General features: G+C 73.7%; 15 protein-coding genes. 8 read left to right on the forward strand and 7 right to left on the reverse strand.

From position 1 onward, the window contains the following. Window positions 1-19 precede the first annotated feature (19 nt). The 5 genes from OHA34_RS08920 to OHA34_RS08940 all read right to left on the reverse strand — a co-directional run bounded on the left by OHA34_RS08920 (window position 20) and on the right by OHA34_RS08940 (window position 5,351). Complete coding sequence (locus OHA34_RS08920; RefSeq protein ID WP_285940614.1) at window positions 20-337, reverse strand: L-rhamnose mutarotase; 318 nt, start codon at window positions 335-337, stop codon at window positions 20-22. A 102-nt stretch (window positions 338-439) separates the two neighbouring features. After that, window positions 440-1,534 carry a rhamnose ABC transporter substrate-binding protein gene (gene rhaS / locus OHA34_RS08925; protein ID WP_285940615.1) on the reverse strand — a complete coding sequence of 365 codons (1,095 nt, stop codon included), beginning with the start codon at window positions 1,532-1,534 and terminating at the stop codon, window positions 440-442. Between the two features lie 59 nt (window positions 1,535-1,593). Further along, on the reverse strand, window positions 1,594-2,640 hold the full coding sequence (locus tag OHA34_RS08930; protein ID WP_285940616.1) for an ABC transporter permease: 1,047 nt from the start codon (window positions 2,638-2,640) through the stop codon (window positions 1,594-1,596). Further along, window positions 2,630-3,808, reverse strand: a complete 1,179-nt coding sequence (locus OHA34_RS08935) for an ABC transporter permease (protein ID WP_329521311.1) — start codon at window positions 3,806-3,808, stop codon at window positions 2,630-2,632. Before OHA34_RS08935 ends, OHA34_RS08930 begins: the two co-directional genes overlap by 11 nt. A 4-nt stretch (window positions 3,809-3,812) precedes the next feature. Then, window positions 3,813-5,351: a sugar ABC transporter ATP-binding protein gene (locus OHA34_RS08940; protein ID WP_329521312.1), complete on the reverse strand. Its 1,539-nt coding sequence runs from the start codon at window positions 5,349-5,351 to the stop codon at window positions 3,813-3,815. Between the two features lie 337 nt (window positions 5,352-5,688). On the opposite strand from OHA34_RS08940, the gene OHA34_RS08945 reads away from it, so the two are divergent. From OHA34_RS08945 to OHA34_RS08980, 8 genes are all read left to right on the forward strand, one after another. Continuing rightward, window positions 5,689-6,741 carry a LacI family DNA-binding transcriptional regulator gene (locus OHA34_RS08945; RefSeq protein ID WP_285940619.1) on the forward strand — a complete coding sequence of 351 codons (1,053 nt, stop codon included), beginning with the start codon at window positions 5,689-5,691 and terminating at the stop codon, window positions 6,739-6,741. 7 nt (window positions 6,742-6,748) lie between these two features. After that, window positions 6,749-7,462 carry a (Fe-S)-binding protein gene (locus tag OHA34_RS08950; RefSeq protein WP_285940620.1) on the forward strand — a complete coding sequence of 238 codons (714 nt, stop codon included), beginning with the start codon at window positions 6,749-6,751 and terminating at the stop codon, window positions 7,460-7,462. 80 nt (window positions 7,463-7,542) lie between these two features. Beyond that, window positions 7,543-8,967 carry a LutB/LldF family L-lactate oxidation iron-sulfur protein gene (locus OHA34_RS08955; RefSeq protein WP_329522385.1) on the forward strand — a complete coding sequence of 475 codons (1,425 nt, stop codon included), beginning with the start codon at window positions 7,543-7,545 and terminating at the stop codon, window positions 8,965-8,967. Next, window positions 8,964-9,599 carry a LutC/YkgG family protein gene (locus OHA34_RS08960; protein ID WP_285940621.1) on the forward strand — a complete coding sequence of 212 codons (636 nt, stop codon included), beginning with the start codon at window positions 8,964-8,966 and terminating at the stop codon, window positions 9,597-9,599. Before OHA34_RS08955 ends, OHA34_RS08960 begins: the two co-directional genes overlap by 4 nt. Next, window positions 9,596-11,041 carry a rhamnulokinase gene (locus OHA34_RS08965; RefSeq protein WP_329521313.1) on the forward strand — a complete coding sequence of 482 codons (1,446 nt, stop codon included), beginning with the start codon at window positions 9,596-9,598 and terminating at the stop codon, window positions 11,039-11,041. The genes OHA34_RS08960 and OHA34_RS08965 overlap by 4 nt, the downstream gene beginning before the upstream one ends. A 279-nt stretch (window positions 11,042-11,320) precedes the next feature. Next, entirely contained in the window at window positions 11,321-14,332 is a 3,012-nt protein-coding gene (locus OHA34_RS08970) for a helix-turn-helix transcriptional regulator (RefSeq protein WP_329521314.1), read from the forward strand. Between the two features lie 224 nt (window positions 14,333-14,556). Beyond that, a complete protein-coding gene (locus OHA34_RS08975) occupies window positions 14,557-15,675 on the forward strand; it encodes an alpha/beta hydrolase (protein ID WP_285940624.1) in 1,119 nt (372 codons plus the stop codon). A 1-nt stretch (window position 15,676) separates the two neighbouring features. After that, a complete protein-coding gene (locus OHA34_RS08980; protein ID WP_329521315.1) occupies window positions 15,677-18,148 on the forward strand; it encodes a GMC family oxidoreductase in 2,472 nt (823 codons plus the stop codon). Between the two features lie 113 nt (window positions 18,149-18,261). Here OHA34_RS08980 and OHA34_RS08985 read toward each other — a convergent pair whose 3' ends face one another. Together OHA34_RS08985 and OHA34_RS08990 are read right to left on the reverse strand one after the other, a co-directional pair. Next, window positions 18,262-21,462, reverse strand: a complete 3,201-nt coding sequence (locus OHA34_RS08985; RefSeq protein WP_329521316.1) for an AAA family ATPase — start codon at window positions 21,460-21,462, stop codon at window positions 18,262-18,264. A gap of 480 nt (window positions 21,463-21,942) precedes the next feature. Next, complete coding sequence (locus OHA34_RS08990) at window positions 21,943-22,167, reverse strand: hypothetical protein (protein ID WP_285940627.1); 225 nt, start codon at window positions 22,165-22,167, stop codon at window positions 21,943-21,945. Window positions 22,168-22,313 lie beyond the last annotated feature (146 nt).

Here is a 22,313-nt window from a genome sequence, read left to right on the forward strand (position 1 = left end):
GTTCCTACTCTCCGATCCTCTAGTCAAGGTGGAAGACTTCGGTGAGCGGCAGCATCCCCTGGTCGGGGCGGCCGTCCAGATCCTCGAAGAACGGGGCCATCTCGTCCTGCCAGCGGGCGTTGACCCCGGTCCGGGCCATCCGCTCCTGCGCCGCCTCGAAGTCGTCGGTCTCCAGGTAGCCGACCAGCAAGCCGTCGTCGCGCAGGAAGAGCGAGTAGTTGCGCCATCCGCTCTCGCTCAGCGCGGCGAGCATGTCGGGCCACACCTCCCGGTGGCGCCGCCGGTACTCCGCCATGCGGTCCCGCCTGACCTTCAGCAGGAAGCAGGCACGCTTCATGACCGTCCTCGTCTCACGTCTCACCTGTCACCGGCGCGCGGCGCGTCCCGCGGACCTCGGTCCTCCCGGCGGGGGGACGGGGCGCGCCGCGGCCGGAGGTGCTCAGAAGTGGTACTCGTCGATGTTCTTGGCGTCGAAGACGGTGGGCGGGCCGAGGATGACCTCGCCGTTCTCACCGATCGTCCGCTCGCCGAGCTTGCCGGCCTTGAACTTCTCACCGGACGCGCCGGAGATCTGCCCGGACGCGAGCGAGGCCGCCGCGTAGGAGGCCAGGTAGCCCAGGTTCTTGGGGTCCCAGAGCTCGAACTGCTTGACCGTGCCGTCCTTGATGAACTGGCGCATCTGGTCGGGGGTGCCGAGGCCGGTCAGCGCGACCTTGCCCTTGTACTTGGACCCGGAGATGTAGCGGGCCGCCGCGGCGATGCCGACCGTGGTCGGCGAGATGATCCCCTTGAGGTTCGGGTACGCCTGGAGCAGGCCCTGGGTCTGCTGGAACGACTTCTGGTCGTCGTCGTCGCCGTAGGCGGTCTTGACGAGCTTGAGGCCGGAGTTCTCCGGCTTCTTCAGCTCGTCCTCCATGAACTTGATCCAGGTGTTCTGGTTGGTGGCGTTGGCGGTCGCCGACAGGATCGCGATCTCGCCCTTGCCGCCGAGCTGCTCCGACAGCAGCTTGATCTGGCTGCGCCCGATCTCCTCGGAGCTGGCCTGGTTGATGAACAGGTCGCGGCACTCCTTGGCGGTGTCGGAGTCGTAGGCGACGATCTTGACCTTCTTGGCCATGGCCTGCTTGAGCGGGCCGCACACCGCGTTCTCGTCGTTGGCGGCGATCAGGATCGCGTCGTGCCGCTGCTGGACCAGGGTGTTGATGTAGGACACCTGCGACGAGGCCGAGGCGTCGGACGGGCCGACCTCCTTGGCGGTGCCGCCGTACTCGGCGGCGGCGGCGATGCCGGCCTTGTCGACGATCGTCTCGTAGGGGTTGTTGACCTGCTTGGGCAGGAACGCGACCTTCAGCCCCTTCTTCAGGGGCGCGTTCGGGTCGGCGGACGATTTGCCCGCCGCCGCCTTGCCGTCGCCGGAGCCGGCGGAGTCCTTGGTGGTGCCGCCGCACGCGGCGAGCGTGAGGGCCAGGGCGCTGGCGGAGGCGATCGCGGCGAAGTGCCGCAACGGGACGCGCGAGCGCGTGCGAACGGTCATCTCGGTGCCTTTCGGATGTCCAGGGTCGTGTCAGGGGGGGGAGGGGGGACGGAGAGGGGTCAGGTGGAGGCGGCGGGGGCGGTGGACGGGGTGGGCCCGCCGCCCCGCCGTCTGCCCCGTGCCTCACGGACCACGGCGATCAGCCGCGGGGTGAGGACGGAGACGATCAGCAGCAGCCCGGTGACGATCGCCTGGGTGTCGCCCGAGACGTCGTTGAGCATGAGCAGGTTCTTCAGCAGGCCGATCAGGAGCACCGCGGCGATGACGCCGCCGAGCGTGCCCTTGCCGCCGTCGAAGTCGACGCCGCCGAGCAGCACCGCCGCGATCACGGTCAGCTCGAAGCCGAGGCCGTTGTCGGCGCGGGCGCTGCCGTACCGCAGCGTGAACACCAGTCCGGCGAAGCCGGCGACCAGGCCGGACAGCACGAACAGCACGAGCTTGATCCGCTTGACCCGGATCCCGGCGAAGTGGGCCGCGTCCTCCTGGGCGCCGATGGCGAACAGGGACCGGCCGACGCCGGTGGCGTGCAGCGTCACCGCGGTCGCGATCGCGAGCACGGCGAACACCGCGATCGGGTAGGGGACCGGGGTGCCGGGGACGTTCGAGGTGGCCAGGTCGGTGTAGGTCTGCGGGAAGGCGGTGATCGCCTCGGTGCCCAGCACCACGTACGCCAGGCCGCGGTAGAGCGTCATCGTGCCGATCGTCACCGCCAGGGACGGCAGCCCGAGCCGGGTGACCAGCAGGCCGTTCACCAGCCCGCAGACCACTCCGATCACCAGCACCAGCGGGATGATCATCTCGATGGACAGGCCCGCGTCCCACAGCTTGCCGGTGAGGGCGCTGCACAGCCCGAGGATCGAGGCGACCGACAGATCCACCTGCCCGCAGACCACCAGCAGCGTCATCGGCAGCGCGATCAGCGCGATCTCGCTGAGGTCGCCGAGCGCGAAGGAGAGGTTGTCGGTGGTGGCGAACCCGGGCGAGGTCCCGGCGCCGCCGATGAAGACCACGATCAGCAGCGCGGTGACGGCCGTCTCCCAGCGGACCAGTCCCCCGGCGAGCCGGCGCCCTCCCGGGGCCGCCGCCTTGCTCACGTCAGGAGTCATGCCGCACCTTCTCCTCTGTGTCCTGCGGCCCGGAGTCCCGTGGCGCCTTGTCCGGTGGCGTCGTGCCCGGTGGCGCCGCCCCGACGCCCGCGCGGCCCTCGGCCCCACCGGTGCGGACCGGCCGTCCGGCGGACCGGGACCTGGCCTTGAGGGCCTTGGTGACGCGCAGCGACAGCAGCCGGTCGACGCTGATGGCGAGCAGCAGCAGCAGGCCGGTGATGGCGTCCTGCCAGAACGAGTTGACCTTCAGCACCACCAGCACGCTGCCGATGGTGGTGAGCAGCAGCGCGCCGAGCGCCGCGCCGTACACCGTGCCGACGCCGCCGGTGATGGCGACGCCGCCGACGACGACCGCGCTGACGACCTTCAGCTCCCAGCCGTGCGCGGCGTCGGCGACCACGGTGCCGAACCGGGCCAGCCACAGCACCCCGGCCAGGCCGGCGAGGCCGCCGCTGACCAGGTAGGCGGTCAGCACCCGGCGCCGGATCGAGACGCCCGCGAGGCCGGCGGCCTCGGGGCTGGACCCGATCGCGTAGAACTCGCGGCCGGAGGAGTAGGAGCGCAGGTAGTAGCCGATCATCAGCATCGCGATCACGGTGATGATCGGCAGGTAGGGGACGCCGAGCAGCGAGTCGTTGCCGAGCGACAGCAGCGACGAGGGCAGGTCGGCAGCGCCGATCTGCTCGCCGTGCGCCACCGCGTGGTCGACCCCCTGGATCACGTACAGCGTGCCGAGGGTGACCACCAGGGCCGGTACCCGGCAGAAGCTGACCAGCAGGCCGTTCACCAGCCCGCAGCCGACGCCGAGCAGCACCCCGAGCAGGACGACCAGCAGCAGGCTGCGGTCGCCGCCGGAGGCGTACTTGCCGGCGACGAAGGCGACGAGGCCGACGACGGACCCGACCGACAGGTCGATGTTGCGGGTGACCACGACCATGGTCTGGCCGACGGCCAGCAGCGCCAGGATCGAGGCGTTGAGGAAGATGTCCTTCATGCCCTGCTCGGACATGAAGCGCGGGTTGGCGATCGTGGTGGCGGCCACCAGCACCAGCAGCGCGCCGAGGATGCTCAGCTCGCGGGCGCGCAGCACCAGGTCGACCAGGCGGCGGCCGTTGCCGGCCGGGCCACCGGCCTCCGGCCGGGGCGGGGACTGGGCGAGTACGGTCATGGGGTCAGGCCGCCTTTCCCGTGCCGGCCCGCCCGGTGGCGGCGGCCATCACGCTCTCCTCGGTGGCCTGCGCGCGCGGGATCTCGGCGGCGAGCCGGCCCTCGTGCATGACCAGCACCCGGTCGGCCATGCCGATCACCTCGGGCAGGTCGGAGGAGATCATCAGCACCGCCAGGTCCTGCGCGGCCAGCTCCGACAGCAGCCGGTGCACCTCGGCCTTGGTGCCGACGTCGATGCCCCGGGTGGGCTCGTCCACGATGAGCACGGTCGGCTCGGTGGCCAGCCACTTGGCCAGCACCACCTTCTGCTGGTTGCCGCCCGACAGGACCCCGACGGTGTCGGTGAGCCGGGCGTACTTGAGCTGGAGGCGCAGCGCCCAGTCGCGGGCGCGGTCGCGCTCGACCGTCCGGGAGATCAGCGGCCCGCGCCCGGTCTCGCGGCGCAGCGAGCGAAGCTGGGTGAGCCCCATGTTCCGCTCGATCGACATGTCCATGACCAGGCCCTGCTGGCGGCGGTCCTCGGGGACCAGCGCGAGGCCGGCGGCCATCGCGGCGGTGGGGCTGCCGACCGGCAGCCGGCTCCCGGCGATCTCGACCGAGCCGGCGTCCCAGCGGTCCACCCCGAAGATCGCGCGGGCGACCTCGCTGCGGCCCGCGCCGACCAGCCCGGCCAGCGCGACGATCTCGCCGCGGCGCACCTCGAACGAGACGTCGGTGAAGGCGCCCTCGCGGGTCAGCCGGTCCACCTTGAGCGCGACGTCGCCGGGCGTGACGTCCTGCTTGGGGTAGAGCGCGTCCAGGTCGCGGCCGACCATCCGGCGGACCAGGTCGTCGGGGGTGAGCCCGGCGACCGGATCGGTGCCGATGTAGCCGCCGTCGCGCAGCGTCGTCACCCGCTGGCAGAGCTCGAAGATCTCCTCCAGCCGGTGCGAGATGAACAGGATCGCGCAGCCCTGCTCCTGGAGCGTGCGGGTCACCGCGAACAGCCGGGCGACCTCCTGCCCGGTGAGCGCGGCGGTGGGCTCGTCCATGATGAGCACCCGCGCGTCCCGGGAGATGGCCTTGGCGATCTCGACGACCTGCTGGTCGGCGATCGACAGGCCGCGGGCGGGCTGCTGCGGGTCCAGCGCGACGCCGAGCCGCTCGAACAGCGCGGCGGTCCGCTCGTGCATGGTCCGGCGGTCGATGCGGCGCAGCGCCGAGCGGGGCTGCCGGCCCATGAAGATGTTCTCCGCGACCGACAGGTCGGGGAACAGGGTCGGCTCCTGGTAGATCACCGCGACGCCCGCCTGCTGGGCGTCGGCGGGACCGCCGAACGTCACGGGCTCGCCGTCCACCCGCACCTCGCCGCCGTCGGGGCGGTGCACGCCGGCGAACGTCTTCACGACGGTGGACTTGCCCGCGCCGTTCTCGCCGGCCAGGGCGTGCACCTCGCCGGCGTGCAGCTCCAGGGTGACGTCCCGCAGCGCGCGCACCGCGCCGAACGACTTGCTCACGTTGACCAGTGCCAATGTCGGCGGTGCCGACCGCGCGGCTGCGCTCATCGCCACCCTCCTCGCCGGGGGATCGTGTGTCGGACAGATGAAAAACGTTTTAACGGGATGTTGCGCAGGACGGTAGATGTGACCCGGAGCACCCGTCAAGGGGTCAAACCGGGTCCGAACCTGGTCGAATCCGCGAAAGCCCAGTGGTCACAGGGGAAACACGGGATTCGAAAGGTGCGCCCGGACGGCCGGATTGGCCGCAACAGGTACCGTCAGCGGGGTTGACACGTTTTAATTCGATGACCCAAAGTGAGCGCGGCACACACACGCGGCATCCCCGTCCACGCGCGGCGGGATCCGGATGCGCGCACCAGCGGACCGACCCGGGGGCAGACGATTGAGCACTGACGGCGGCGCAGGCCCCGAGACGGTGGGCATCAAGCAGGTCGCGCGGCACGCGGGCGTCTCGCCCGGCACCGTCTCCAACGTGCTCAACCGCCCCGAGCGGGTGGCCGCGACGACCCGCGCCCGGGTGGAGGCCGCCATCCGCGAGCTCGGCTTCGTCCGCAACGGCTCGGCGTCCACGCTGCGCGCCGGGCACAGCAGCACGATCGGGCTGATGGTGCTCGACCTCGGCAACCCGTTCTTCACCGACATGGCGCGCGGGGTGGAGGAGAGCGCGAGCGAGCGCGGCTACGCGGTGATCCTGTCCTCCTCCGGCGAGTCCGACGACCGCGAGCAGCGCAACATCCGGGTGTTCGCCGAGCAGCGGGTGCGCGGGGTGCTGCTCACCCCGGTCGGCGACGACGGGGAGAACGCCGACCGGCTGCGCGCCCGCGGGATGCCGGTCGTCCTGCTCGACCATCCGACGCCCCGCGCCAACCAGTGCTCGGTCGCGGTCGACGACGTCGCCGGCGGCGAGCTGGCGGCCGGCCGGCTGCTGGCCGACGGCGCCCGCACGCTCGCGTTCGTCACCGGGCCCACCGCGCTGCGGCAGTGCGCCGACCGGCGCAAGGGCGCCCTGCGCGCGCTGCGCACCGCCGGGCTGGCCCCCGGGACCCTGCGGGACGTGGCGGTGCCGGCGATGAACGCCCGCGCCGGCCAGGAGGCCGCGCGGCGGCTGCTGGACGACGGCGGCCCGCTGCCCGACGCGATCTTCTGCGCCAACGACCTGCTCGCCCTCGGGGTGCTGCGCGTCCTGCTCCAGTCGGGCGTTCAGGTCCCGGGCGACGTGGCGGTGATCGGGTATGACGACATCGAGTTCTCGGCGGCGGCGGCCGTACCGCTCAGCTCGGTGCGGCAGCCGACGTACCAGCTCGGCCGGATCGCCACCGAGCTGCTGCTGGAGGAGTGCGACGATCCGGAGGGCCACGCCCACCAGCAGGTCATGTTCCAGCCGGAACTGGTGATCCGCGAGTCCAGCCGGCGCGGCGGAGGAGGAACGGAGTGACGGCCGAATGAAGATCGCGCTCTTCGTCACCTGTGTGAACGACACGATGTACCCGGGCACGGGCAAGGCGATGGTCCGCCTGCTGCGCAGGCTCGGGCACGAGGTGGACTTCCCGATGGCACAGACGTGCTGCGGGCAGATGCATCTGAACACGGGCTACCGTGACCAGGCCGTCCCCCTCGTGAAGGGGTTCGCCGAGGCGTTCGCCTCCTACGAGGCCGTGGTGACGCCGTCGGCGTCCTGCGCGGCGATGGTCCGCGACTCGCACGCGCGGCTCGTCCCCGAGGCCGCTGAGACGGCCGCCAAGGTGTACGAGCTGTCGGAGTTTCTGATCGACGTGCTCGGCGTCACCGACGTCGGCGCCCACTACCCGCACCGCGTCACCTACCACCCGACCTGCCATTCGCTGCGGATGCTGCGCGTGGGCGACCGGCCGCTGCGGCTGCTGCGCGAGGTGGGCGGCATCGACCTGGTCGAGCTTCCCGAGGCGAACGAGTGCTGCGGCTTCGGCGGCACGTTCGCGCTCAAGAACGCCCCGGTGTCGGCGGCGATGTGCGCCGACAAGGTCGCGAACGTGCGCAGCACCGGCGCGAGCACGCTGTGCTCGGCCGACAACTCCTGCCTGATGCACATCGGCGGCGCCCTGACCCGGGCCGGCGCCGGGGTGCGGACGGTGCACCTGGCCGAGATCCTCGCCGCCACCGAGGAGGACCCCGCATGACCGGCACGACGCCCGACCGCGCGATGTCCCACCGCGCGACGTCCCATCACGAGGGCCCCGCGATGCCGACCTACGTCGGCATGCCGTCCTTCCCGTCCGCCGCGCGCGCCGCCGTGGCCGACACCCGGCTGCGCGGCAACCTCGCCCACGCCACGTCCACGATCCGGGGGCGGCGCGCCGACGCGGTCGCCGAGCTGGACGACTGGGCGGCGCTGCGCGAGTCCGGGAAGCAGATCAAGGACCACGTCCTGGCGAACCTCGGCCACTACCTGCGGATGCTGGAGGAGCGGGTCACCGCCGCCGGCGGCACGGTGCACTGGGCGCGCGACGCCGACGAGGCCAACCGCATCGTCATCGGGTTGGTGAAGGCGACCGGCGAGACCGAGGTCGTCAAGGTCAAGTCGATGGCGACCCAGGAGATCGGGCTCAACGAAGCCCTCGCCGAGCAGGGCGTCACCGCCTACGAGACCGACCTCGCCGAGCTGATCGTGCAGCTCGGCGACGACCGGCCCTCGCACATCCTGGTCCCGGCCATCCACCGCAACAGGTCCGACATCCGCGACATCTTCCTGCGGTCGATGCCGGACGCGCCCGAGGGCCTGTCCGACTCCCCCGCCGAGCTGGCCGAGGCGTCGCGGCGCCACCTGCGGGCCAAGTTCCTGTCGGCGAAGGTCGCGGTGTCGGGCGTCAACTTCGCGGTCGCCGACACCGGCACGCTGGTGGTGCTGGAGTCGGAGGGCAACGGCCGCATGTGCCTGACCCTGCCCGAGACACTGATCTCGGTGATGGGCGTCGAGAAGCTCGTCCCGTCGTGGCGCGACCTGGAGGTGTTCCTCCAGTCGCTGCCGCGCTCGTCCACGGCCGAGCGGATGAACCCCTACACCTCCGCGTGGACGGGCGTCACGCCGGGCGACGGGCCGGGCGAGTTCCACCTGGTCCTGCTCGACAACGGGCGCACCGCGACGCTCGCCGACGAGGTCGGGCGGCAGGCGCTGCGCTGCATCCGCTGCTCGGCGTGCCTGAACGTGTGCCCCGTCTACGCGCGCGCGGGCGGGCACGCCTACGGGTCGCCCTACCCGGGGCCCATCGGCGCGATCCTGTCGCCGCAGATCCGCGGCATCGGGTCCGAGGTCGACGCGTCGCTGCCGTTCGCGTCCTCGCTGTGCGGCGCGTGCTACGAGGTGTGCCCGGTCGCGATCGACATCCCCGAGGTGCTGGTGCACCTGCGCGCCCGCGCGGTCGAGAGCGGTCCGCGCCATCCGCTGGAACGCACCGCGATGAACGCCGCGGGCTGGACGCTGCGCTCGCCGACCCGGCTCGCGCTCGCGCAGCGCGCCGCGTCCGCGAGCCGCCGCCTCGTCGGCCGCCGCGGCCGGATCCGCCGCCTGCCGGGGCCGCTCAAGGCGTGGACCGACACCCGGGACGCGCCCGTACCACCGCCCGAGTCGTTCCGCGCCTGGTGGGCCCGGACCGACGGCGGCCGCACAGAGGAGAGGGACAAGTGAACGCGCGCGAGGAGATCCTCGGCCGGATCGAACGGGTGGCGCCCCGCCGCGACGCCGCGGAGGTCGCCGCCTCCTACGACCGGATCGCCCGCGACTACCTGCGCCGCCACCACGACGACGGCGTTCTGGATTTGTTCGCCGAACGGGTCGCCGACTACCGCGCCATGGTGCGGCGGGTGACGCCGGACGAGCTGCCCGGCGCGGTCGCCGAGCTGCTCGCCGCGCGGCCGGGCGTGCACGCGGTGCCGGACGGGCTGCCCGCCGGGTGGATCGCCGCGGCGGACGCCGCCGCCCTCGCGCACGCCCCCGCGGTCGCCGACCTGGACGGGATGGCGGGCGCGGTCACCGGCTGCACGGCGGCGATCGCCGAGACCGGCACGATCGTGCTCGACCACGGCCCCGCGCAGGGCCCGCGCGCCCTGTCGCTCGTTCCCGACTACCACCTGATCGTGGTGCGGGCCGGGCAGGTCGCGCCCGACGTTCCCGAGGCGCTCGAGCGGCTCGACGCGCGGCGGCCCCTGACGTTCGTCTCCGGCCCGTCGGCCACCAGCGACATCGAGCTGTCGCGGGTGGAGGGCGTGCACGGGCCGCGGACCCTCGAGGTCCTGCTCGTCGAGGACGGCGGCCGATGAGCCGCCCCGCCGCGTTCGCGGCCGTCGACCTCGGCGCGTCCAGCGGCCGGGTGATGACGGGGCGCGTCGCGCCCGGCGTCCTGACGCTGGCCGAGGAGCGCCGGTTCCCGAACCGCCCGGTGCGCGCCAACGGCACGCTGCACTGGGACGTCCTCGGGCTGTACGGGAACGTGCTCGACGGCCTCCGGTCGGCGCCCCGCGACCTGGTCTCGGTGGGCATCGACTCCTGGGCCGTCGACTACGGGCTGCTCGACCGCGACGGGGCCCTACTGGGCAATCCCGTGCACTACCGCGACGCGCGCACCGAGGGCGTCCGGGAACGGGTCGGCGCCGAGGCCGGCGATGACCTGCTCTACCAGGCGTCCGGGTTGCAGTTCCTGCCGTTCAACACCGTCTTCCAGCTCGTCGCCGACCGCGCCGCCCTCTCCCGCGCGCACACGCTGCTGCTGATCCCCGACCTGCTCGCCTACTGGCTGACCGGGGAGGTGGGCGCCGAGCGCACCAACGCCTCGACGACCGGCCTCCTGGACGTCCGGGCGGGCACCTGGTCGCGTCCCGTCCTGGACCGGCTCGGCCTGCCCGCCGGGCCGCTCCCCGCGCTGCGCGACCCCGGCGAGGTGATCGGGACGCTGCGGCCGGACGTGGCCGCCGAGACCGGGCTCCCCGGGGACCTGCCGGTCACCGCGGTCGCCTCACACGACACCGCCTCGGCCGTCGCGGCCGTCCCCGCCACCGGCCCCCGCTTCGCCTACATCTCCTGCGGCACCTGGTCGCTGGTCGGGGTGGAGCTGCCCGCGCCGGTGCTGACCGAGGCGAGCCGCGAGGCCGACTTCACCAACGAGGGCGGCATCGATGGAACGGTCCGGTACCTGCGCAACGTGATGGGCCTGTGGCTGCTCCAGGAGTCGCTGCGCGCCTGGGGCTCCCCCGACCTGCCCGCCCTGGTCGCCGAGGCCGAGCACGTCCCCGGACTGCGCTCCCTCATCGACGCCGGCGACCCCGAGTTCCTGCCGCCGGGCGACATGCCGGCCCGCATCGCCGCGCACTGCCGCCGCCGCGGCGACCCCGAGCCGCGCACCCGGGCCGAGATCGTCCGGTGCGTCCTGGACAGCCTCGCCCTGGCCCACCGCGCCACGCTCCGCCAGGCCGCGCGGCTGTCCGGCCAGGAGATCGACGTCGTGCACCTGGTCGGCGGCGGCAGCCGCAACGAGCTGCTGTGCCGCCTCACCGCCGACGCCTGCGGCCTGCCGGTCGTGGCCGGCCCGGTCGAGGCGACCGCCCTCGGCAACGTCCTGGTCCAGGCCCGCGCGCACGGCGTGGTCGGCGACCTGGCCGAAATGCGCGATCTGGTGGCCCGCACCCAGCCGCTGCGCACCCACACCCCGCGCGGCGACGACCGGGCCTGGGCCGACGCCGCCGAGCGGCTCGGCCTGCCCCGCTGACCCCGCCACCGGTGCGCGGCGGAGTGGTCATGAAGGTGACGACTACGGCACGGTTTCCCGCCCCACTGTTGACACGGAGCCCCTGACGGCGGTTGATAGCACTGCGGTCATGGTCGCGGAGGAGACCGACCGGCCCGTATCGGTCGACCGGCGGGGCCGGGGCGTGTTGCCCGGCCCGTGCGCTTGTTTGGTCGATAGGGTAATACCGCAATTCTGGCGAATTGCGACTTAGAGCATGGTCACGGCGTATCGACCGCCTGTGTCAGTTGGGGTGTGCACATGGAGGGTCGCACTGACAAGCGCCCGCGCGCTGTCTCCGGCGACGTTCCGCTCGTCGGACGGCAAGCGGCGCTCCGCGTCGCGGAGGAGGCCCTGGGCTCCGCCGCGCGGGGCTCCTTCCGGTTCCTGGCGCTGTCCGGGGATCCGGGCGCGGGCAAGACCCGGCTGCTGGCCGAGGTCGCCGGGCTGGGCTCGGTCGGCGACCTGCGGGTGCTGGCCGGACGGGCGGCCGAGTTCGAGCAGCAGATTCCGTTCGGGGCGCTGGTCGACGCGCTCGACGACCATCTCGAGGACCACCGGCCCGAGCTCGACGGGGCGACCACGGTGCTGCTCGCCCGGGTGTTCCCCGCCCTGATGGGCGCCGGCTCCGCCGCCCCCGTCGCCGATCCCGCCGCCGCGTCCGGCGACGCGTCCGGCGAGGGACGGGCCGACTTCGTCGGCGTCGCCCGCTACCAGCTCCACCGCGCGGTCCGCCGCCTGCTGGAGGAGGTCGCCTCCCCCTCGGGCCTGGTGCTGCTCCTCGACGACGTGCACTGGGCCGACGAGGCGACCATCGAACTGCTCGACTACCTCGTCCGGCATCCGCCGCGCGCCCGGGTGCTGATCGCGACGGCGTACCGTCCGGCGCAGACCTCGCCGCGGCTGGCCACGCTCGTCGGCGCGGCGGGCGACCACGGGCTGAGCGTGTCGGTCGACCCGCTCACCCGCACCGAGGTCGAGGAGTTCCTCGGCCCGCAGGTCAGCCGGTCGCGCTGCCAGACGCTGTACGAGGCGAGCGGCGGCAACCCGTTCTACCTGGAGGCGCTGGCCCGCCGCGAGCCGTCCGGCGAGACGGCCACCGCCGAGGGCGCGCTGTCCGGGCTGGAGGACCTGCCCGAGCTGCCCCCGGCGGTGCGCACCGCCCTCCAGGTCGAGCTGAGCGCGCTGTCCCCCGGCGCGCTGCTCCTCGCGCGGGCCGCCGCCGTGGCCGCCGACGAGTTCGAGCCCGCGCTCGCCGCGGCGGGCGCGGAGATGCCCGAGGACGCGGCGCTCGGGGCGCTCGACGAGCTGGTCGCGCGCGACGTCGTCCGGTCGGGCGCGGCCGGGCGGTTCCAGTTCCGGCACCCCCTGGTGCGGCACGTGGCGTACGGGTCGGCCGCGGCGGGCTGGCGGCTGGCCGCGCACGCCCGGATCGCCGCCCACCTCGCCGCGCTCGGCGCCCCGGCGACGCTGCGCGCCCACCACGTCGAGCGGTCCGCGCACTACGGCGACCAGGCGGCCATCGCCACGCTGGTCGACGCGGCCCGCACCGTCGCGGCCCAGGCCCCGGCGACGGCCGCGCACTGGATGGAGGCCGCGCTCCGGCTGATGCCCGAGGACGGCGAGCGGGAGCCGGACGGGCCGTCCGGCAAGGACGCCGCTCCCCCGCCGCGGCTGCGGCTGCTGATGGAGCTCGCGCACGTGCAGACGGTCGGGGGCCGCCTCACCGAGGGGCGCGAGACCGCTCGCACCCTGCTGCGGCTGCTGCCGGCCGACGACCACGACCGGCGGGCGCGGGCCGTCCAGCTGTGCGCGGTGATCGAGCGGCTGCTGCACCGCCACCAGGAGGCGCGTGCGCTCGTCCTGGACGAGCTGCGCAGGATCCCCGACCCGCAGGCGCCCGCGGCGGTCCTGCTGCGCGTCCGGCTGGTCGCCGACCGGCTCATGCGCGTCGACATCAGGGGCGCCCAGGCGGTGCTCGACCGGATGCCCGACAGCGCGCCCGACTGGGCGCCGGGCCTGGAGGTGGCGGTGGCGTCGATGCGGGCGCTGCCCGCCTACGCCGCCGGACGGGTCGGCGAGGCCATCGCCTACGCCGAGGCCGCCGACCGCGTCTGGGCGTCCGCGCCCGACAGCCATCTCGCCGAGTGCCTCGACTCGGTGCCGTGGCTGTGCTGGAGCGAGAGCATGATGGGCCGGTTCGGCGACGCGCTGCGGCACCTCGACCGCTGCCTCGCCGTCGCCCGCGCCACCGGGCAGGCGTCGTTCATCACCTACCTGCTGACCGCGCGGGCCCGCACCCTCACCAGCCTCGGCCGGCTCGCCGAGGCCGCCGACCCGGCCGAGGAGGCCACCGAGGTCGCCCGGATGCTGCGCTCGGGCGAGGCCCTGGTCTTCGGCCTCACCCAGCAGTGCCTGGTGGCGAGCTGGTCGGGCGACCACGACGCCGCGCTGCGCCTCGGCGACGAGGCCGTCCGCAACGACATCGGCGCCGACGAGTGGTGGGGCGCGCTGGCCCGCTACGCGCAGGGCGTCGCGCTGATCAACTCCGGCGATCCGGAGCGCGGCGCGACCGCGATCGTCGCGGCCTGCGGCGACGCGGCGGCGCCCAAGCTCGACCCGGCGACGCTGGTGAGCTGCTGCGAGCTGATGGCCCAGGTCGAGTCGGGCCGCGAGCACGCCGACGAGGCGCTGAAGTGGGCCGGGCTGGCCGAGATGATCGCCCACCCGGAGCTGCGCGGCGACACCGGCCTGGCCGCGCTCGCCCGCGCGCACGCGCTCCACTGCAAGGATCCGGCCGCGTCCGCCGAGCTCGCCGCCGAGGCCGCCCGGACGCTGCTGCTCGCCGAGCGCCCGGTCGACGCGGGCCGGGCCGAGCTCGCCGCCGGGCTGGCGCACAGCACAGCCGGCGCGCGCGACCAGGCCCGGGCCAGGCTGCGCGCGGCCACCGAGCTGTTCGAGCGGTGCGGCGCCAAGGCCCTGCACGCCCAGTCGGTCCGCGAGCAGCGGCGGCTCGGCGTCCGGGTGGCGGGGGGACGCGGCGGGCGGGCCGGCGGACGCGGCGGCGGGCCCTTCGGGCTGTCGCCACGCGAGCAGGAGATCGCCTCACTGGTCTCCAAGGGCTACACCAACCAGCAGGTCGCCGAGCGGCTGTTCCTCAGCGTCCGGACGGTCGAGACGCACCTGTCGAGGGTGTTCACCAAGCTCGGCGTGTCGTCGCGGGTCGGCGTCGCGACCGCGCTGAACCGGACGGCGGACGACCCCGCGACCTGACGCCCGCCCGTCCTCCACGGAGCCGCCACTCGGACGCGGCCGGGGCGCGACGTGGCCGCGGCCGGGCCCGCGGCCAGGGGTTTTACTTCGGCGCGCGGTGAACTCCGGCGCCGCCCGCCGACTCTCACTCCGTAGGGGGCCGCCAAGTACGGGTTTTCCACGATGCCGCATCCGCATCAGGGTTTGACACTGTTGGCCCAGCACGAAATCGGGAGGACATAGACATGCCACGCCACATCCCACGGTTCTCGTTGGACGGTGTCACGGACGCCGAGGTGTCCGTCCACCCCTTCACGACCGAGGATGAGCTGAGCCTGAAGCTCACCCGATTCCGCCGCGAGCACAGCGACGACGTCGTGCTGCTGCTGCACGGCCTGACGTCCTCCAGCGACCTGTTCATCATGCCCGAGATCCGCAACCTGGTAAGCCACCTGCACGACAACGGCTTCCCGGACGTGTGGGCGCTCGACTTCCGGATGAGCAACCACTACCCGTACAACACCGGCACCCGCCACTACTCGCTGGACGACATCGCCGTCTTCGACTACCCGGCCGCGCTCGCCGAGCTGCGCCGGCACGTCGGCGACCGGCGGATCCACGTGTTCGCGCACTGCCTGGGCGCGCTGTCGTTCAGCATGAGCCTGTTCGGCGGCATCGTGCCCGACGACTTCGCGAGCCTGGTCGTCAACAGCGTCTCGCTGACCCCCCGGGTGCCGGCCTGGTCCAAGGTCAAGATGCTGGCCGGGCCCCCGTTCGCCGACTACCTGCTCGGGTCGCCCTACATCGACCCGCGGTTCAAGGAGGCGCCGCCGTTCAGCGCGCGGTGGCTGATGGCGCGGGCGATCTCGCTGTTCCACCCCGAGTGCCGCGAGTCGGCCTGCCACATGCAGAGCTTCATGTGGGCGACCGGCCGGCCCGGGTTCTTCATGCACGAGAACCTCGCGCCCGAGACGCACGTGCACGACCGGCTCGCCGACATCAACGGCGCCTCAACCGTGCACTACTACCGGCACATCCGCAAGATGGTGCGGGCGGGCAGGGCGGTCCGGTTCGACCCGCGCGACCGGCGGCTGGCGGCGCTGCCCGGCAACTTCCTGGCGCGGGCCGCCGAGATCACCACGCCGATCCTCTACACCACCGGCGACACCAACCGGATCTTCACCGACTCCAACATCGTGTGCCACCGGCTGATGTCCCGGCTCGCGCCGGGCCGGCACGAGCTGGCGGTGTTCCCCGGCTACGGCCACATCGATCCGATCCTCGGCAAGAACGCCCACAAGGACGTGTACCCGCAGATCGTCACGCACTTCGCCAAGCACAGCGTCGACCGGAAGGCCGCCTGAGATGTTCGAGCACGCGGACGCCGTCGTCATCGGCTCGGGATTCGGCGGCTCGGTCGCCGCCTACCGGCTGGCCGAGGCGGGCCGTTCGGTGGTCCTGCTCGAACGCGGCCGGGCCTTCCCCCCGGGCGGATTCCCGCGCTCCCCCGCCGAGATGGGCAAGGCGTTCTGGGACCCGGCCGCCGGGCTGCACGGCATGTTCGACGTGTGGCGCTTCAAGGGCTGCGACTCGGTGGTCTCGGCCGGTCTCGGCGGCGGCTCGCTGATCTACGCCAACGTGCTGCTGCGCAAGGACGAGCGCTGGTTCGTGCACGACCAGAAGATGCTGGGCGGCGACCACGAGTCGTGGCCGGTGAGCCGTGCCGACCTCGACCCGCACTACGACGTGGTCGAGCGGATGCTCGGCGGCACCCCGTACCCCATCGGCCGCGCCCCCTTCGACGACACCCCGAAGACGCACGCGATGCAGGACGCCGCCGCCGAGCTGGGGCTGCACTGCACGCTGCCGCCGCTGGCGATCAGCTTCGCCCCGCGGCCCGGCGGCGAGCCGGGCGTGAGCCTGCCGATCGCGGACGCGCCGTACGGCAACCTGCACGGCGTGCCGCGGCGCACCTGCAAGCTGTGCGGCGAGTGCGACATCGGCTGCAACGAGGGGTCCAAGAACAGTCTCGACCACACCTACCTGTCGGCCGCCGCCCATCACGGCGCCGACCTGCGCACCGGCCACGAGGTGAAGGTGATCCGGCCGCGGCGGGGCGGCGGGTACGAGGTCGACTACGTCGTGCACGACCCGGAGGCGGGCGCGGGCGCGGAGGCCAAGAACCGGCCGCCGTTGCAGACGATCAGTTGCGACCGGCTCGTCCTCGGCGCCGGCACCTACGGGACGAGCTTCCTGCTGCTGAAGTCGCGGGCGTCGTTCCCCGGGCTGAGCGACGCGCTCGGCACCCGGTTCAGCGGCAACGGCGACCTGCTGACGTTCCTGCTCAAGGCCAAGGACCGCAACCGGGTCCGGCCGCTGGACGCCAGCAAGGGACCGGTCATCACCACCGCGATCCGGCTGCCCGACGAGCTGGACGGCGTCCCGGGCGCGGGCCGCGGCGCCTACATCGAGGACGGCGGCTACCCCGGGTTCGTCGACTGGATGGTCCAGCCGTTCGACGTGTCCGACCAGATCGAGCGCGCGGTGAAGTTCCTGTGGACGCGGTTCACCGAGTTCTTCCGGGACGCGCCCGACACCAACCTGTCGCAGGAGCTGTCGGACCTCATCGGCGACGGCGCGCTGTCGGTCAGCTCGCTGCCGCTGCTCGGCATGGGCCGCGACTCCGCCGACGGGCGGCTGGCGCTCAAGGACGGCCGGCTCTCCGCGGAGTGGACGACCGAGAGCAGCCAGGAGCTGTTCGAGCGGCTCCGCAAGACCATGCAGGGCATGGCGGACGTGCTCGGCGCCGACTACTCCGACAACCCGGTCTGGTTCCGCAAGCGCATCGTCACCGTCCACCCGCTCGGCGGCGCGCCGATGGGCGCGCACGCGGGCGAGGGCGTCTGCGACGCCTACGGCGAGGTGTTCGGGTTCCCGGGCCTCTACATCGCCGACGGGGCGGCGATGCCCGGCCCGGTGGGCCCGAACCCGTCGCTGACGATCGCGGCGTTCGCCGACCGGATGAGCACCGCGATCCTCGATTCCGAGGGTCGCGAGAAGCCGTCCCCCCCGTCGGGGGACGTGGGGGGCTCCGCCGCACAGCATCGTGCGGCGGGGGTCACGGGGGCCGGGCCGGTCGCGGGGACCGGCTCGCCGCAGGGGACGGTGGACGGCTCGGCGTACGGGCCGGAAGCGGGGGGAACGGCGGCGGTCGGGGGACCGCCCGCCGGCGCCGCGGACCGTACGTCGCTGTCGTTCACCGAGGAGATGAAGGGGTTCGTCACCTACGGCACGTCCGACCCGCGGGCGGGTGAGCTGGCCCGGGACCGCGAGAGGCTCTCGTTCCGGCTCACCATCACCGCCGGCGACGTCGGGCGCTTCCTGGCCGAACCCGAGCACACCGCACGGGCCGAAGGGTGGATCGACGCCGATGGCCACGGGGGCCGGCGTCCGGTCCAGCGGGGCTGGTTCAACCTCTTCGCGCCGGACGGCGCGGAGGACCGCCGGCTGATGAAGTACCGGCTGTACTTCACCGACGGCGAGGACCGGCCCCGCACCCTCACCGGCCAGAAGAACGTCCTGCACGGCCCGCCGACGCGGGTCTGGCCGGACACCTCCACGCTGTACGTCCGGCTGCTGGAGGGGCACGTCGCCGAGGAGGACGAGGAGGACGCCCCGATCGCGGGGGCGGGCGTCCTGCACATCCAGCTCACCGACTTCGCCCGGCAGCTCACCACGTTCCGGACCTCGGGTCCGGACGGCGCGGGGGCGATGCTGGACTTCGGCCGGTTCTTCGCCGGCGAGCTGTGGGAGGTCTACGGCCCCGACCTCACCTGAACGGGGCCGCCATGAACGCACGAGGCCAAGAGAACTGCGGGGTGCTCTTGGCCTCGTGCCCCTTTCCGCCGCGGATCCGGCCCGGCGACGGCCGTCTCCTTCGCCGCGCTCCGCTAGAGGTAGAGCCCGAAGTCGTTCCCGCCGGGACGGCCCTCGGTGACCCCGGCGTCGCGCAGGTCGTCCAGGCGCAGCGTCCGCACCTCGTCCTCGTCGACCGGGTCTGCGGAGGTGATGCGCTGGGCCTGGACCGACACCGCGCGGTCGAGCAGGTTGCGCACCTCCCGCGCGTTCCCGAAGCGCGGGCCGCGCGCGAGGCCGCGCAGCACCTGCCGCACCGCGTCCAGCGCGCGCGGCTCGACGGTGAACCCGGCGCCCGCCGCCATCGACTCGAAGATCGCGACCAGCTCCGCGGCGCCGTAGTCGGGGAAGCGCAGCACCCGGGGGAAGCGCGAGGCGAGCCCGGGGTTGGACTCCAGGAACCGCTCCATCTCCCGCTCGTAGCCGGCCACGATGACCACCAGGTCGCCCCGGTGCTCCTCCATCAGCCGCAGCAACTCGGCGACCGCCTCGTGCCCGAAGTCCGCGCCGGGCGCGTGCGCCCCGGCCAGGGCGTACGCCTCGTCGACGAACAGCACTCCGCCGAGCGCCCGCTCCACTGCGGCGCGCACCTTGGGCGCGGTCTGCCCGACGTACTCGGCGACCAGGTCGGCGCGGGCGACCTCCACCAGGTGCCCGGAGGTCAGCAGCCCGAGCCGCGCGTAGACGGCGGCGAGCAGCCGGGCGATGGTGGTCTTGGCCGTCCCGGGATTGCCGGTGAACACCATGTGCCGGGTGGGCCGGGCGGCCGGGACGCCGGCGTCGCGGCGCGGGCGCTCGGCGCGGGCCTCGGCGACCAGCAGCCCGACCTCCCGCTTGACCTCGTCCAGCCCGACCAGCCGCTCGATCGCCAGCAGCGGGTCGTCGGCGGGCTCGGCCCGGTCGGCGGGGACGAGCGTGACCGGGACGTCGGCGAGGGACAGCGCGTCGAGGGAGTCGTCCTCGTCGAGGGCGCCGCCGGTGAGGACCCGCCGCCCCTGCCTGGCCACCATCCGGTCCAGCAGGGCGGCCATCAGCCGGGCGTTGCCCTGCCGGGCGCCGTCCGGGGCGTCGCGGAGCAGCGCGCGGACGCCGGCGAGCACGCCGTCGCCGAGCGCGAACCCGTCGGCGGCGGCGCGGGCCGCGAACACCTCGACCAGGTCGTCGCTCGTCAGGTCGGGGAACCGCACCGTCTTCGGGAACAGCCTGGCGAGGTCGGCGCGGGACTTCAGCAGCCCGCCGAGGTCGACGTCCGGCCCGGCCAGTACCACCACCACGTCCTCAGGGTGGGACTCGATCGCGGCGATCAGCGCGTCGGCGGCCTCGCCGTCGCGGGGCGAACCGGACGGGTCCAGCAGGTGCGCGTTGTCGACCAGCAGGATCCCGCCGAGCGCGCGCTCGACCGCGCGCCGCACCCGGGGCCCGCTCTCGCCGGAGTACCCGCCGGTCAGGTCGGCGCGGTCCACCTGGACCAGGTGCCCGGAGGTCAGCACGCCGAGCTCGCCGTAGAGGCGGCCGAGGACGCCCGCCACCGTGGACTTGCCGGTGCCGGGACGGCCGGCGAAGACCAGGTGCCGGGACCGCGCGAAGGCGGTCATCCCGGCCTCCTGCCGCAGGCTGGCGGCCTTGGCCTCGGTGACCAGCGCGCGGACCTCCCGCTTGACCGGCTCGATCCCGACGCAGGCGGCCAGCTCGGCGAGCGGGTCGGACCCGGCCGTGCCGGGCGTGAGCGGCCGGTGCGGCAGGTCGGCGTCGGTGACCTCGGCGGACGCCGCGTCCCGGCGGCGGGCCCGGTCCAGGCAGTGCCCGGCGAGGTGGTCGGCGAGCCGCGCGTTGCGCATGTTGAGCTGGGCGGGCGTCCGCGCCAGCAGCGCCCCGGCCGCCCGCGCGACCCGCTGCTCGACCCGGCCGCCGCGGGCCCGCACGGCGCGTCCGAACAGCTCCGCGTGGTCGAGGACGCCGAAGTCGCGGGTGCGCGCCACCCGCATACCGCGGACGAGCGCCGGGTTGGCGTCCAGGACGCGCTCCTCCCCGCCGGTGCGGCAGAGCGCGACGACGTGCAGGTCCGGGTGGTCGGCCAGGGCGCGGCGCAGCTCCTCCAGCACCGCCGGACCGGCCGGGTCGTGGCCGAGGAGCGCGTCGAGATGCCGGACGACCAGCAGCAGCCGCCCTTCGACGCAGTCGCGGACGCGGGCCTGGAACCACAGGACGGCGTCGCTCACCCCGAGGGAGGTGAACGACTGGTCGGACACCGGCAGCGCGGCGCGGATCCGGCCCTGGCCGGTCAGCACCCGCTCGAGCGCGACGGCGGCGGTGCGCCGCCCGGTGCCCTCCGAACCGGAGATCAGCAGCCGCACCGGCCGGTCCCGGTCCCGGGCGGACGCGCGCAGCGCGCCGGTCAGCGCCGCCGGGCCGATGACCGCGCCGAGGTCGGCGAACTCGTCACCCTCCGCCGGACCGGCCTGGGCGGGCACGGCGGGCACGGCGCCACCGCCGGCGACGGCGGTTCCGCCGGACGTGGAGCCGTTGGGCCCGAATCCTCCGGTCCCGGACGTTCCGGATGTGGAGGCGAAGCGTGCGGTCAGCGGGTTGAGCACGCTGGTGCGCCGGGTGAACAGCCGCCGCAGGTCCATCTGGAAGGCGCGGACGGGGACGCGGCAGCGCGGGCTGGTGGCGGCGTCGGGCAGCCCCTGGACGGCGCCGGTGAGGCGGACGGCCATGTCGAGCCAGGCCCGGCACGCGTCGGCCTCGCCCGCGACCAGCCCCCGCGCCAGCCACGCCCGCTGCTCCTGCTGCCACAAGTCCACCGAGAACGTCCCGCGCGACGCGCGCAGGCGTTCCATCAGCGACTCGTAGCGGGCGGTGCCGAGCGTGACGGCCATCTCGGCGGGCACCGCCTCGGCCTCGGCCGCCAGCAGCACCCCGGCGAACGCGTCGTCCAGCGGGTCGCCCTCCCCCACCATGCCGATCAGGCGTTCGTGGGCGGCGCCGAGCCCGTCGCAGACCCAGGCCAGATATCCCACCGGACCGGCGAACTCGGGCAGGGCCGCCAGCGTCTCGTCCGGCAGCTCGGCCAGCCAGGCGTCCTCGAACCCGTCCTGCGGGACGGTCATGTCCAGCTCGCGCAGCACCGGGTCGTCCGCGCGCCGATCGAACAACTCGATCAGCGCACGCCGCCGACCCTCCAGCGGCGCCAGGCCGTCGAAGACGTCCAGACCCGCGCGCGCCAACTCGAGCATGACCGCACGCCGCTCACGATCGTTGCCCGCCGGTTCGGGCAGCCACAGGCCCGGCGGACGCCACCGCCCCCCCTGCGTAAACCACGCAGCCGGGTCACGCACCGCCGACTCAGGCGTCGCCAGAAAATCCGACAGCAACTCATAGTCGACATCACCCCGAGAACCACCCCGCACCGCCGACGCCCCCAGCAAAAACGTCAGCAGCGACCACTGCTCGGCGCCCGCCGAACTCGTCCCCGCACCATAGAAATCGCTGAGCTGCCGCGTGAGAACCACCGCACGCCGATCACGGTTGTACTCCACCGCACGCTCGCGCAACTCCTCGTACAAACCGTCAGGAACCCGCCACGGACCGAACCCGTACACGTCCAGCACCGGCTCGTCGGTCAACAGCACTTCCAGGTGCTCTGGCAAACGGGGGGAGCTCACCTGGTCAGCCTCCACCAGCCGGGGATCCTCATTCTCACTCAGCCGTCCCCCTTAGTCGATCATCTCGTGGAAGAGCTTGAGCGAGGCCGCGAACGTTCCCGCCGCCCCCAGGGCCGCCTCGGGGAGCGAGCGGCCGGCGGCGAGCAGCAGGACCCCGCAGCCGAGTCCGCCGAGCATGGCCAGGAGCAGGACGAGCACGGCCCGCTGCGTCATCAGGGCGCCGCGGCCTTCGGGCCCGTCGGCGTCCGGCCGGGGAAGGTGCGAGTCGGACCGCATGACGTCCTCCGGGGAGAAGGGCGCCCGGCCTGTTCCGCGCGCCTTCTCCTGTCTACAGATGTCCCCCTTCGCCGAACTCCACTGGTGTTCCCTCACCCATCCGGGAAGAGCCACGGGACTCATCCCGGTTCCGAGAATCTTGAAAG

The sequence above is a fragment of the Spirillospora sp. NBC_01491 genome, from assembly GCF_036227065.1.
Lineage (GTDB): Bacteria > Actinomycetota > Actinomycetes > Streptosporangiales > Streptosporangiaceae > Spirillospora > Spirillospora xylanilytica.